The following is a 15,272-nucleotide window of genomic DNA, read 5'->3' as shown; positions in this document are numbered from 1 at the left end:
CCGGGGACTGGGTCGACCCGGCGTCGATGACGGCGGACTACTGGTACGACAACCTGCGGCAGACCGTGCAGTTCGACCCGGCCGTCCGCGTCGCCATCGAGGCGGGGCACACCACGTTCGTGGAGATCTCCCCGCATCCGGTGTTGACCATGCCGGTGACGGCGATCCTCGACGACACCGGCGCGACCGGGCACACCCTGGGCAGCCTGCGGCGGGGCGACGACGACGCGACGCGGCTGCTGACGAACCTCGCCACCGCGCACACCATCGGCCTGCCCGTCGACCTGACGGCCGTGCTGGGCCGGACCGACACCGTCGCGCTGCCCACCTACGCCTTCGAGCGGGGACGCTTCTGGCTGGAGGCGCCCGCGCACCGGGTACGCGACGTCGGCTCCGCCGGCCTGCGGGACACCGACCACCCGCTGCTCAGCGCGGCCGTACCCGTCGCCGACGACCGGACGGTGGTGCTGACCGGGCGACTGTCGGTGCGTACCCACCCGTGGCTGGCCGACCACGCCGTCGGCGGGACGGTGATCGTCCCCGGCACCGGCCTCGTCGACATGGTGGTCCGGGCCGGCGACGAGGTCGACGCCGCACAGGTGGGCGACCTGACGCTGATCAACCCGCTGGTGCTCCCGCCCGCCGGCGCGGTGCAGGTGCAGGTACGCGTGGGCCCGCCCGGCGACACCGGCGAGCGGAGCGTCACCGTGCACTCCCGCCCCGAGGAGGACGCCGACGCCGAGTGGACCCGGCACGCCGAGGGCCTGCTGCTGGCGCACCTGCCCGCGCCGAGCGCCGTACCGGGGCAGTGGCCGCCAGCCGCCGCCGTCGAGGTCGGCCTCGACCTCGACGCCTGGTACGCGCAGATGGCCGAGGACGGCCTCGGCTACGGCCCCGCCTTCCGGGGCCTGCGCCGGGTGTGGCGCGGCGACGGCGAGGTCTACGCCGAGGTGGTCCTCCCCGAGGCGGCCAGCGCCGACGCGTCCCGCTTCGGGCTGCACCCCGCCCTGTTCGACGCGGCCCTGCAGGCCAGCGGGGTCACCGCCCTGCTCGGCGACCCGGCGGACACCTCCGGTGCGGGCTGGATGCCGTTCGCCTTCCGCGCGGTCGCCCTGCACGCCCACGGCGCCACCCGGCTGCGGGCGCGGCTGCGGTCGCTCGGCCCGGACACGGTCGCGGTCACGCTCGCCGACACCGCCGGGCAGCCGGTCGCCACCGTCGAGTCGCTGACGTTCCGCCCGGTCGCCGCGGGCCGGGCCGACGAGGCCGCCGCCCTGCGCCGCACCTCGGTGTTCCACCTGGACTGGACGCCGCTGCCGCGCACCGACGCGGCGGCGGGGGAGCTGGTCCGCTGGGCGCTGCTCGGCGACGACACCCTCGGCCTGGGCGGGGCGCTCACCGCCGCCGGACACCCGGTGCGGGCCCACGCCGACCTGGCCGCCCTGGTCGCGGCGGTCGGGGAGTCCGGGGACGTACCCGATGTGGTGCTGGACCTGCGCTCCGGCGCGGAGCCGGACCCGCAGCGGGCCGGCGCGGCCGCGCACGACGCGGCCCGCGACGCGCTCGCGCTCGCGCAGCAGTGGTTGGGCGAGCCCCGGCTGGAGCGGTCCCGGCTGGTCCTGCACACCCGGGGCGCGGTCGGCGCCGCCCCGGGCGAGGCCCCCCGGGACCTGGCCCGGGCGAGCCTGTGGGGCCTGGTGCGCTCGGCGCAGTCCGAGCACCCCGGCCGGTTCACCCTGCTCGACACCGACGACGCCGCCGCCTCCCTGGCGGCGGTCCCGGCGGCCGTCGCCTGCGGCGAGCCGCAACTCGCGCTGCGCGACGGCGCGTTGCTCGTGCCCCGGCTGGCCCGGGCGCGCGACGCCGGGGTTCTGCCGCTGCCCGCCGACGAGGTGCCGTGGCGCCTCGACGTCACCGAGAAGGGCACGCTGGAGAACCTGGCCCTGCTGCCCGCCCCCCGCGAGACCGGGGAGCTGCCGGCGGGCCACGTGCTGGTCGGGATGCGCGCCTCCGGGCTGAACTTCCGCGACGTGGTGCTGGCCCTCGGCATGGTCCCCGACCAGGAGGTGCTGGGCAACGAGGGCGCCGGCATGGTGCTCGGCGTGGGAGCGGGGGTCACCGACCTCGCCCCCGGCGACCGGGTGATGGGCATCTTCTCCGGCTCGTTCTCCTCGGTCGCGGTCACCGACCGCAGGCTGCTCACCCGCATCCCCGACGGCTGGTCCTACACCGACGCCGCCGCCGTGCCCGTGGTCTTCCTGACCGCCTGGTACGGCCTGGTCGAGCTGGCCCGGCTGCGCGCCGGGGAGTCCGTGCTCGTCCACGCCGCGGCCGGCGGCGTCGGCATGGCAGCCGTGCAGATCGCCCGCCACCTCGGCGCGGAGGTCTACGGCACGGCCAGCCCCGGCAAGTGGCCGGCGCTGCGCGCCACCGGCTTCGACGACGCGCACCTCGCCTCCTCCCGCAGCCTCGACTTCGCCGGGGAGTTCGCCCGCCGCACCGGCGGGCGGGGGGTCGACGTGGTGCTCAACGCGCTCAGCGGCGAGTTCGTCGACGCGTCGCTGGGGCTGCTCGCCGACGGTGGCCGGTTCGTCGAGATGGGCAAGACCGACAAGCGGGACCCGCAGCGGGTCGCCGCCGCCCACCCGGGTGTCAGCTACCAGGTCTTCGACCTCATCGAGGCCGGCCCGCAGAAGATCGGCGCGATGCTGGGTGAGCTGATGGCGCTCTTCGCCGGCGGGGCGCTGCGGCCGCTGCCCCGGCGCACGTGGGACGTCCGGCGCGCCCCCGAGGCGTTCCGGTTCCTCAGCCAGGCCCGGCACGTCGGCAAGCTGGCGCTGAGCATCCCGCAGGCGTCCCGGCTCGACGGCACGGTCCTGGTCTCCGGGGCGACCGGCACCCTCGGCGCGCTGCTCTGCCGCCACCTGGTCACCGCGCACGACGCCCGGCAGCTGCTCCTGGTCAGCCGGCGCGGCCCGGACGCGGAGGGCGCCGACGAGCTGCTCGCCGACCTCAAGGCCCTCGGCGCGGACGTGTCGATCGTCGCCGCCGACCTGGCCGACCCCGACGCCGTCGCGGACGTGTTGTCCATGGTGGACCCCCGGTATCCGCTGCGGGCGGTCGTGCACGCCGCCGGCGTCCTCGACGACGCCACCGTCGAGTCGCTCACCCCCGAGCGCCTCGACGCGGTGCTGCGGCCCAAGGTCGACGTGGCCTGGAACCTGCACCGGGCCACCCTCGGCCACGAGCTGAGCGCGTTCGTGCTCTTCTCCGCCGCCGCCGGCGTGTTCGGCGGCCCCGGACAGGGCAACTACGCCGCCGGCAACGCGTTCCTCGACGCCCTCGCCGAGCACCGGCGGGCCCTCGGCCTGCCGGCGGTCGCGCTCGCCTGGGGCCGCTGGGCCCAGGCCAGCGGCATGACCGGGCACCTCGACTCGGCCGACATCCGCCGCCTCGACCGGGGCGGCATGGCCGCCCTGTCCGACGACGAGGGCCTCGCCCTGTTCGACGCGGTGTGGCGTTCGGAGCGGGCGACCCTGATGCCCGCCAAGATCGTCACCGGAGTGGCGGCGCCCGGGTCGCCCGTCCACCCGCTGCTGACGAACCTGGTCCGCGCCGCCGGGCGCCGGGTCGCGGCCGGCGAGGCCGCCGACGGGCAGGCGTACGCCGAGACCCTGCGCGCCCTGCCCGACGACAAGCGGGTACGCGCCCTGCGTGACCTGGTGCTGTCGCACGTGGCGGTCGTCCTCGGCCACGGTGACCCGGCCGGCATCGAGCCGACCCGCGCCTTCCGGGAACTCGGCTTCGACTCGCTCACCGCGGTCGAGCTGCGCAACCGGCTCGGCGCGGCCACCGGGCTGCGGCTGCCGGCGACGTTGGTCTTCGACAACCCGACGCCGGAGGCGCTCGCCGCCCACCTGGCCGGGCAGTTCGCCCCGGCGACCCCGGTGGGGGAGACGTCGACGGCGGGCCGGGAACTCGACCGGCTGGAGGCGGCGCTCGTCGGGCTCGAACCGACCGACGACGAGTTCCGCCGGATCACCGACCGGCTGCACGGCCTGCTGGACCGGCTGACCGAGCGGCAGGCGGACGCGGACGGCGACGACGACGACCTGGAGTCGGCCACCGCCGAGAACATCTTCGACCTGATCGACCGCGAGCTGGAGACGTCGTGACCACCAGCCGCAACGACATCGGCATGCCGAGTGAGGTAGGTCCACGGTGAGCAACGAGGACGAGAAGTACGTCGAGTACCTGAAGCGTACGACCTCGGAGCTGCGGCGTACCCGGCGGCGGCTGCGCGAGCTGGAGGCCCGGGACGCCGAGCCCATCGCCATCGTGGCGATGAGCTGCCGCTACCCCGGTGGCGTCGACAGCCCCGAGGCGTTGTGGCAGCTCGTGCGCGACGGCGGCGACGGGATCGGGCCGTTCCCCGCCGACCGGGGCTGGGACCTGGACCGCCTCTTCCACCCCGACCCCGACCACCCCGGCACCAGCTACGTGCGCGAGGGCGGCTTCGTCTACGGCGCCGCCGACTTCGACGCCGACCTGTTCGGCATCTCGCCCCGCGAGGCGGTCGCCATGGACCCGCAGCAGCGGCTGCTGCTGGAGACCTCCTGGGAGGCGTTCGAGCGGGCCGGGCTGCCGCTGCCGGCGGTCCGGGGCAGCCGTACCGGCGTCTTCGTCGGGGCGTCCTCGCACGGCTACGACGGCATGATGGCGCAGGCCGAGAACGGCGAGGGGCACCTGCTCACCGGCAACGCCACCAGCGTCATCTCCGGGCGCGTCGCGTACACCCTCGGGCTGGAGGGGCCGGCGGTCACCGTCGACACCGCCTGCTCGTCCTCGCTGGTCGCCATCCACCTGGCCGCGCAGGCCCTGCGCAACGGCGACTGCGAGCTGGCGCTGGCCGGCGGCGTGACGGTGATGCCCACCCCGGCGGTCTTCGTCGGCTTCAGCCGGCAACGGGGCCTCGCCGCCGACGGCCGGTGCAAGGCGTTCGCCGCCGGCGCGGACGGCACCTCCTGGTCCGAGGGCATCGGCATGCTGCTGCTCACCCGGCTCTCCGACGCGCAGCGGCACGGACACCCGATCCTCGCCGTGGTGCGGGGCAGCGCGGTGAACCAGGACGGCGCGTCCAACGGGCTCAGCGCCCCGCACGGCCCCTCCCAGGTCCGCGTCATCCGCCAGGCCCTGGCCAACGCCCGGCTCACCCCCGAGCAGGTGGACGTGGTGGAGGCGCACGGCACCGGCACCCGGCTCGGCGACCCGATCGAGGCGCAGGCGCTGCTCGCCACGTACGGGCAGGACCGCGACGACGCCGCGCCGCTGCTGCTCGGCTCGGTCAAGTCGAACATCGGCCACACCCAGGCCGCCGCCGGCGTGGCCGGCGTGATCAAGATGGTGATGGCGATGAGGCAGGGCGTCGTGCCGCCGACGCTGCACGTCGACGAGCCGTCCCCGCACATCGACTGGACCGCCGGGGCGGTCACCCTCGCCACCGCCGCCACACCGTGGCCCGCCGTGGACCGGCCCCGCCGGGCCGCGGTGTCCTCGTTCGGGGTGTCCGGCACCAACGCGCACACCATCATCGAGCAGGCCCCGGCCCCGGCCGACGCGGACGCCGAGCCCGCGCCGACCGCGCCGGCGGACCGCGCGGTCGTCCCGGTGCTGCTCTCCGCCCGCTCCGACGCCGCCCTCGCCGCCCAGGCCGGCCGCTGGGCCGCCCGGCTCGCCACCGACGACGCCCTGCGCCCGCTCGACGTGGCCTTCTCGTCGGTCACCGCCCGCTCCACCCTGGACCGCCGCGCCGTGGTGTCGGCGACCGGCCGCGACGACCTGCTCGCCGGGCTGCGCGCCCTCGCCGCCGGGGAACCGGCCGGCACCGTCGTCGCCGGCGCCGGGTCGTCGCGCGGCCAGCTCGCGGTGCTCTTCTCCGGCCAGGGCGCGCAGCGCGCCGGCATGGGCCGCGAGCTGTACGCGGAGTTCCCCGTCTTCGCCGCCGCGCTCGACGAGGTGTGCGGGTACCTGGACCGGGCCCTGCCGCGCCCCCTGCGCGAGGTGCTCTTCGCCGTCGACGGATCGGCCGACGCCGAGCTGCTGGACCGGACGGTGTTCACCCAGGCCGGCCTGTTCGCCGTCGAGGTGGCGCTGTTCCGCCTCGTCGAGTCCTTCGGCATCGCCCCCGACCTGGTCGCCGGCCACTCGATCGGCGAGGTCACCGCCGCGTACGTCGCCGGGGTGCTGTCGCTGGAGCACGCCTGCGCGCTGGTGGCGGCGCGGGGCCGGCTGATGCAGGCGCTGCCGGCCGGCGGCGGGATGCTGGCCGTCGCCGCCGCGGAGGCCGACGTGCTGGCCACGCTGGACGGGCTCGCCGACGTGGGGATCGCCGCGGTCAACGGGCCGGCCTCGGTGGTGGTCTCCGGCGCCGTGGACGCGCTCGACGAGGTGGAGCGGCTCTGGCGGGAGCGGGGCGTACGCACGCGCCGGCTCACGGTCAGCCACGCGTTCCACAGCCCGCTGATGGAGCCGATGCTCGCCAGGTTCCGCGCGGTGCTCGACAGGCTGGAGTTCGCCGCGCCGTCGCTGCCCGTGGTGTCGAACGTGACCGGGGCGCTGGCCGACGCCGACGAGATCCGCACCGCCGACTACTGGGTGCGTCACGTGCGCGAGGCCGTGCGCTTCGCCGACGGCGTCACCGCGTTGCGGGCCGCCGGGGCGGACACGTTCCTGGAGATCGGCCCGCGCAGCGTACTGACCGCCATGGTCGTCGACGCGCTGCCGGGCGTCGACGGGGTGCTCGCCGTGCCGGCGCAGCGCGGCGACCGGCCCGAGGTGCACGGGCTGCTGGCCGGTCTGGCCGAGCTGCACGCGCACGGGGTGGTGGTGGACTGGCGGCCGTGGTTCGCCGACACCGGCGCCCGGCGGGTGGACCTGCCCACGTACGCCTTCCAGCACCAGCGCTACTGGCCCGAGGTCGGCGACGCCACCGGGGCGGCCGCGCCGGGAGACACCGCCGAGGGCGACTTCTGGGCGGCGGTGGAGCGCGGGGACCTGACCGGGGTCGCCGCGCACCTGGCCGTGCAGGACGACCCGGCGGCGGTCGAGGCCCTCGCCCCGGCCGTACCGGTGCTGTCGTCGTGGCGGCGGGCCCGGCAACGCGACGCCGTGGTGGACGGCTGGTCGTACCGGGTCGACTGGGAGCCGGTACGCCCCGCCGCCGCGCCGTCGCTGACCGGCCGCTGGCTGGTCGTGACCGCCGACGCGGACGATGCCGGGGTGGCCGGCACGCTGACCGGCGCGGGCGCCCACGTCGACGCCCTGACCGTCGCCCCCGGCACCGCCCGCGCGGAGCTGACCGAACTGCTGCGCCGCCACGGCGACCAGGGCTGGAGCGGGGTGCTCTGCGTGCCGCCCGCATCCGATCGGGCGTTGCCGGACGCCCCGGCCGTCTCCGCCGGCGCCGCGCTCCTGCTCACCCTCACCCAGGCGCTCGCCGACGCCGGCCTGCCCGGCCGGCTCTGGTGCCTGACCAGGGGCGCCGTCGGCGTCGGCGGCGGCGAGACCGTCGCCGACCCGTGGCCCGCCCTGGCCTGGGGCCTGGGTCGGGTCGTCGCCCTCGAACAGCCGGACCGCTGGGGCGGCCTGGTCGACCTGCCGGCCCGCGTCGACCGGACCACCGCGGACGCGCTGCTCGCCGTCCTCGCCGACGGCGGCCACGACCAGGTGGCGATCCGCCCGCAGGGCCTCTTCGGCCGGCGGCTGGTGCCGGCCGCGCCGCCGGCCGGGTCGGGTTGGCGGCCCGCCGGGACGGTGCTGGTGACCGGTGGTACGGGTGCGCTGGGTCGGCACGTGGCCCGCTGGCTGCTGGCCAACGGGGCGGGCGAGGTGGTGCTCGCCTCGCGGCGGGGTGCGGCGGCGCCGGGCGCGGCCGAGCTGGTCGACGAGTCGGGTGCGGTGCGGGTGGTGGCGTGTGACGTCACCGACCGGGCGGCGGTCGACGCGCTGGTGGCCGGGCTGCCGGAGCTGACCGCCGTCGTGCACACCGCCGGCGTGGTCGACGACGGCGTCCTCGACGGGCTCGACCTGGCCCGGATGCAGAGCGTCCTCGACGCCAAGGTCCGCGCCGCCCGGGTGCTGCACGAGGCCACCGCCGACCGCGACCTCGACGCGTTCGTGCTCTTCTCCTCCCTCGCCGGGGTCATCGGCAGCGCCGGACAGGGCAACTACGCGGCGGCGAACGCGTACCTCGACGCGTTCGCGGCCTGGCGCCGCGGCCAGGGCCTGCCGGGCACCGCCATCGCCTGGGGCGCCTGGGCCGAGGACGGCATGGCCGCGGCGCTGACCGCCCGGCTCGCCCGGGGCGGGGTCAACGCGCTCCCCGTCGCCGAGGCCGTCACCGCCCTCGGCCGACTGGTCAACACCGCCGAGCCGGCGGTCACCGTCGCCGACGTCGACTGGGGACGCCTCGCCGCCTCCTGGGGGCGGCCGACGCCACTGATCGCCGCCCTGCCCGGGGTGCCCGCCGTGCCCACCGGTCCCGCCCGCGCCGTGGTCGTCGGCCGGTCCCTGCCGCAGCTCGCCGACCTGGTCCGTACGCAGGCCGCCGTGGTGCTCGGCTACCCGGCCGGCCAGCCGCTGCCCGAGCGCACCTTCCGCGACCTCGGCTTCGACTCGCTGACCGCCGTCGAGCTGCGCAACCGGCTCACCGCCGAGACCGGCATGACGCTGCCCGCCACGCTGGTCTTCGACCACCCCACGGTCGCCGAACTCGCCGCCCACCTGCACGGCCTCACCGCCGGGCACACCGCCGACGAGGTGGTCGCCGACGGCGTGGGCCGCGACCGCGAGCCGATCGCCATCGTCGCGATGAGCTGCCGCTTCCCCGGCGGCGTCGCCTCGCCCGAGCAGCTCTGGGACCTCGTCGCCACCGGCACCGACGCGATGAGCCTGATGCCCGGCGAGCGCGGCTGGAACCTCGCCGAGCTGTACCACCCAGACCCCGAGCACCTCGGCACCAGCTACGTGCGCGAGGGCGGCTTCGTCGCCGGGGCCGGCGAGTTCGACCCGGCCTTCTTCGGCATCAGCCCCCGCGAGGCCCTCGCCATGGACCCGCAGCAGCGGCTGCTGCTGGAGGCCACCTGGGAGGCGTTCGAGCGGGCCCGGATCGACCCGACCGCCCTGCGCGGCAGCCGCACCGGCGTGTACGTGGGCACCAACGGCCAGGACTACGGCTCGTTGCTGATGGCCGCCGGGGACGTCGACGAGAACTACCTCGCCACCGGCACCTCCGCCAGCGTCATCTCCGGCCGGCTGGCGTACACCTTCGGGCTGCACGGCCCGGCGGTCACCGTCGACACCGCCTGCTCGTCGTCGCTGGTCGCGATGCACCTGGCCGCGCAGGCCCTCCAGACGGGGGAGTGCGACCTCGCCCTGGCCGGCGGCGCCACCGTGATGGCCACCCCCGGCATCTTCGTCGGCTTCTCCCGCCAGCGCGGCCTCGCCGCGGACGGCCGCTGCAAGCCGTTCGCCGGGGCCGCCGACGGCACCGGCTGGGGCGAGGGCGTCGGCCTGCTGGTGCTCCAGCGCCTCTCCGACGCCCGCCGCGACGGCAACCCGGTCCTCGCCGTGCTGCGCGGCAGCGCCGTCAACCAGGACGGCGCCTCCAACGGCCTCACCGCCCCCAACGGCCCCGCCCAGCAGCGGGTGATCCGGCAGGCGCTCGCCAACGCCGGCCTCACCGCCGGGCAGGTGGACGTCGTCGAGGCGCACGGCACCGGCACCACGCTCGGCGACCCCATCGAGGCGCAGGCGCTCATCGCCACCTACGGGCAGGACCGCCCCGCCGACCGGCCGCTCTGGCTCGGCTCGATCAAGTCGAACATCGGGCACACCCAGGCGGCGGCGGGCGTGGCCGGGGTGATGAAGATGGTCCTGGCCATGCGGCACGGGGTGCTGCCGCCCACCCTGCACGTGGACGAGCCCACCCCGCACGTCGACTGGAGCGCCGGCAGCGTCGAGCTGCTCACCTCCGCCCGGCCGTGGGAACCGGCCGACGGCGTACGCCGCGCCGCCGTCTCCTCGTTCGGCATCAGCGGCACCAACGTGCACACCATCCTCGAACAGGCCCCCGCCGCCGAGCCGGAGTCCGAGCCGGTGACCGGCGGGCCGGCCGGGGAACTGCCCTGGGTGCTCTCCGGGCGCACCGTCGACGCCCTGACCGCCCGCACCCGGGACCTGCGCGACCACCTCGACCTCGTCGACGACGGCGAACTCGCCGACGTCAGCTGGTCGCTGGCCGCCACCCGCGCGTCGCACGACCACCGGGCCGTCGTCTTCGCCGCCGACCGGGACGACCTCACCGCCTCCCTCGACGCGCTCGCCGCCGGCCGACCCACCCCGCAGACCGTCACGCGTGCCCCCGGCACGCCGGGCGAGGTGGCCTTCGTCTTCCCCGGCCAGGGCTCCCAGTGGGTCGGCATGGCCGCCGAACTCCTCGACACCGCCCCGGTCTTCGCGGAGAAGTTCGCCGCCTGCGCCGAGGCGCTGCGCCCGTACGTCGACTGGTCGCCGACCGACGTGGTACGCGGCGCGCCCGACGCCCCGTCGCTGGAGCGGGTCGACGTCGTGCAGCCCACCCTGTTCGCGGTCAGCGTCTCGCTCGCCGCGCTCTGGGAGTCGTACGGGGTGCGTCCCGCCGCCGTCGTCGGCCACTCCCAGGGCGAGATCGCCGCCGCGTACGTCGCCGGCGGCCTCACCCTGGACGACGCGGCGGCCGTGGTCGCCCTGCGCAGCCGGATCATCGCCGGCATCGCCGGGGACGGCGGCATGGTCTCGGTCGCCACCACCGCCGACGAGGCCACCGCGACGATCACCCGCTGGTCCGGCCGGGTCGCCCTGGCCGCCGTCAACGGACCCACCTCCGTCGTGGTCTCCGGCGACAGCGCCGCCCTCGACGAGCTGGTCGCCCACTACGAGTCCCGCGAGGTGCGGGTGCGCCGCGTCCCGGTGGACTACGCCTCCCACTCCGCCCACGTCGAGCAGTTGCGCGAGCAGCTCCTCGAACTGCTCGCCGGGCTGCGGCCCCGCACCGGCGAGGTCCGGTTCCGCTCCACCGTCGAGGGGGACTGGCTCGACACCGCCGCCCTCGACGCCGACTACTGGTACCGCAACCTGCGGCAGACCGTCCGCTTCGACGAGGCGGTGCGCAGCCTCGTCGCCGGCGGCTACCACACCTTCGTCGAGGTCAGCGCCCACCCGGTGCTGACCATGGCCGTGCAGGAGAGCGTCGAACTGGCCGCCGCCGACCCGGACGCGGTCACCGTCACCGGCAGCCTCCGCCGGGGCGAGGGCGGCCTCGGCCGCTTCCTGCGCGCCCTGGCCGAGGTCTGGACCGGGGGTACGCAGGTCGACTGGCGGCCCGCGTTCACGGGCCTCGCCGGGCGTCGCCACGACCTGCCCACGTACCCGTTCCAGCGGCAGCTCTACTGGCCGCAGCCGTCCGCCGCGCCGGCCCCGGCCGCCGGCGTCGCCGGCCCCGTGGCCGACGACGAGGTCGACGCCCGGTTCTGGGCGGCCGTCGAGGCGGAGGACCTGGCCGCGCTCACCGCCGAGCTCGCCACCGCGACCGAGTCGGAGCCCGTGCCGGACGCGGCGTTCGCCGACGTGCTGCCGGTCCTCGCCGCCTGGCGCCGCCGGCACCGCGACCAGGCCACCGTGGACTCCTGGCGGTACCGGGACAGCTGGACGCCGATCGCCGGCGACACCCCGGGTGAGCCCACCGTCACCGGCACCTGGTGGCTGGTCACCGGCCCCGACGACACCGGCGCGGCCGAGGCCGCCTTCTGCCGGGAGACGGTGCAGCGGTACGGCGGCAGCGTCGTACCGCTGGTGCTGGACGCCGACCGCACCGACCGCGCGGCGCTCGCCGCCCGGCTGCGCGACCTCGCCGACGGCGGCGCGCCCGCCGGGATCGTGTCGCTGCTGCCGCTCGACGAGGCACCCGCCCCGGCGCACCCGTCCGTGCCGGTCGGCTTCGCCGGCACCGTGACCCTCGTGCAGGCCCTCGGCGACGCCGCCGTCCGCGCACCGCTGTGGTGCCTCACCCGGGGCGCCGTCGCCACCGGCCCCGCCGACCCGCTGCCGCACCCGCTGCAGCAGCTCACCTGGGGCTTCGGCCGGGTCGCCGCGCTCGAGCACCCCGACCGTTGGGGCGGCCTCGTGGACCTCCCCGACGAGCTGGACGAGGCGGCCGGCCGCCGGCTGGTCCGCGTCCTCGCCGGCACCGACGGGGAGGACCAGGTCGCGCTGCGCTGGGCCGGCGCGTTCGGCCGGCGACTGTTGCATGCCCCGCTCGGCGACACCCCCGCGCCGCGCACCTGGCGGCCCTCCGGCACCGCCCTGGTCACCGGCGGCACCGGCGCGCTCGGCGGCCACATGGCCCGCTGGCTCGCCGCCAACGGCGCCGCGCACCTGGTGCTGGTCAGCCGGCGCGGCCGGCAGGCCGAGGGCATCGCCGACCTCGAGGCCGAGCTGGTCGCGCTGGGCGCCCGGGTGACCGTCGCCGCCTGCGACGCCGCCGACCGGTCGGCGCTCGCCGCCGTCCTGGCCGACCTGCCGCCCGAGCACCCGCTGACCACCGTCGTGCACACCGCCGCCGTCCTCGACGACTCGGTGATCAACTCGCTGACGCTGGAGCAGGTCAACTACGCGCTCAGCGCGAAGGTCACCGCCGCGCTGAACCTGCACGAGCTGACCCGCGAGCTGGACCTGGACGCGTTCATCCTGTTCTCGTCGATGGCCGGCACCGTCGGCAGCTCCGGCGTGGGCAACTACGCCCCCGGCAACGCGTTCCTCAACGCCCTCGCCGAGCACCGCCGTGCCCTCGGCCTACCCGCCACCTCCATCGGCTGGGGCGCCTGGGGCGGCGGCGGCATGGCCGACGGCGAGTTCGGCCAGATGCTGCACCGACACGGGGCGCCCGAGATGCCGCCGCGGCTCGCCGTCGCGGCCCTGCACCAGGCCGTCGAGCACGACGAGACGTTCCTGACCATCTCGAACATCGCCTGGGACCGGTTCTTCGTCGCCTTCACCGCCACCCGGCCCGGTCCGCTGATCTCGGAGATCCCCGAGGCGCAGCGGTTGCAGGCCACCAAGGGCCTCGCCGAGGCGAAGGAGACCGACGAGGCGGGCCCGGCCGGCGCGTTCACCCGGATGAGCGCCGCCGAGCGCCAGCAGGCGCTTCTCGACCTGGTCCGCGACCAGGCGGCCACGGTCCTCAAGTACGCCGACGGCCAGGCCGTCGACCCGCACCACGCGTTCCGCGACCTCGGCTTCGACTCGGTGACGGCGGTGGAGCTGCGCAACCGGCTCGCCACCGCCACCGCGCTGCGGCTGCCGGTGACCCTGGTCTTCGACTACCCGTCACCGACCGCGCTCGCCCGGCACCTGCACGAGGAGCTGGGCGGGGAGGCCGCCGTGGCCGCGGAGGCCGCCCCGGTGACGCTCGGCGACGACGAGCCGGTGGCCATCGTCGCGATGTCCTGCCGCTTCCCCGGTGGGGCGAGCGACCCCGAGCGGTTCTGGCAGATGCTGCACGCCGGGCGCGACGCCGTGTCCGACCTACCCGGCGATCGGGGTTGGGACGTCGAGCGGCTCTACGACCCCGACCCCTATTCCACCGGCACCTCCTACGTCCGCAGCGGCGCCTTCCTCTACGAGGCGGCGGAGTTTGATGCCGGTTTCTTCGGTATTTCGCCGCGCGAGGCGTTGGCCATGGATCCGCAGCAGCGGTTGCTGCTGGAGGTTTCGTGGGAGGCGGTCGAGCGGGCAGGGGTTGAGCCTGGGGTTCTTCGGGGTTCGCGAACAGGGGTGTTCGTGGGCACCAATGGTCAGGACTATGGGGCCCTGCTGATGGTGGCGGGGGACGAGGTGGAGGGCTTCGCGGGGACGGGCAACGCCGCGAGTGTGGTGTCGGGTCGGGTGGCGTACGCGTTGGGGTTGGAGGGGCCGGCGGTGTCGGTGGACACGGCGTGTTCGTCGTCGTTGGTGGCGTTGCACCTGGCGGTGCAGTCGCTGCGGCGCGGCGAGTGCGACCTCGCCCTCGCCGGCGGCGTGACCGTGATGGCGACGCCCGGGCTGTTCGTGGAGTTCTCCCGGCAGCGCGGCCTGGCCGCCGACGGCCGGTGCAAGGCGTTCGCCGCGGGAGCCGACGGCACCGGCTGGGGCGAGGGCGTCGGCATGCTGCTGGTGGAGCGGCTCTCGGACGCCCGACGCAACGGCCACGAGGTGCTGGCGATCGTGCGCGGCAGCGCCGTCAACCAGGACGGCGCCTCCAACGGGCTGACCGCCCCGAACGGCCCCTCGCAGCAGCGGGTGATCCGGCAGGCGCTGGCCTCGGCGCGGCTCTCCACGGCCGACGTGGACGTGGTCGAGGCGCACGGCACCGGCACCACGCTGGGCGACCCGATCGAGGCCCAGGCCCTGCTCGCCACGTACGGGCAGGAGCGCGACAAGCCGTTGCTGCTCGGCTCGGTGAAGTCGAACATCGGCCACACGCAGGCCGCCGCCGGCGTCGCCGGTGTGATCAAGATGGTGCTGGCGATGCGGGAGGGCGTGGTCCCGGCGACCCTGCACGTGGACGAGCCGTCCCCGCACATCGACTGGACCTCCGGGGCCGTCGAGCTGGCGGTCGAGTCGCGAGCGTGGCCGGCCGTGGCGCGGGCGCGTCGGGCGGCGGTGTCGTCGTTCGGCATCTCCGGCACCAACGCCCACGTCATCATCGAACTGCCCGAGGACCTGCCCGCCGAGGACGCGGAGCCCGAGGCCGCCGAGAGCCGCAGCCCGGGGCTGGTGGCTGCCGACGTCGTCGTCTGGACGGTGTCGGGGCGGTCGAAGGGCGCCCTGGCCGGTCAGGCGGCCCGCCTGGCCCACCACGTACGCGCGCACGCCGACATCGATGCGGCGGCGGTGGGCTGGTCCCTCGCCGCCACCCGGTCGACGTTCGACCACCGTGCGGCCGTCGTCGGCGCCGGGGTGGCCGAGCTGCTGGCGGGGCTCGACGCCCTGTCCGGAGGCGTGCCGGCGGGGAACCTCGTCACGGGTACGGCCTCCGGGACCGGTGCGGTGTTCGTGTTCCCGGGTCAGGGTGCGCAGTCGGCGCGGATGGCGGCGGGTCTGGTGCGTCGTACGCCGGTGTTCGACGCGAAGCTGGCGGAGTGCCAGCGGGCCCTGGCGCCGTACCTGGACGTGGATCTGGTGTCGGTGTTGACCGG

At 76.4% G+C, this 15,272-nt stretch carries 2 protein-coding genes; both read left to right on the top strand.

What is annotated here, in order from left to right:
- The coding region (locus V6U77_RS28375; RefSeq protein WP_442934533.1) for an SDR family NAD(P)-dependent oxidoreductase at positions 1–4,175 on the top strand (4,175 nt) is incomplete at its 5' end.
- 46 nt (positions 4,176–4,221) lie between these two features.
- Positions 4,222–15,272 (top strand): type I polyketide synthase (locus V6U77_RS28370; protein WP_334609822.1); only part of this gene is annotated, 11,051 nt, incomplete at its 3' end.

It is taken from the genome of Micromonospora sp. CPCC 205546 (assembly GCF_036902715.1).
Lineage (GTDB): Bacteria > Actinomycetota > Actinomycetes > Mycobacteriales > Micromonosporaceae > Micromonospora.
Note: the sequence above shows the minus strand (reverse complement) of the source record. Positions and strands in the feature narration are given on the sequence as shown.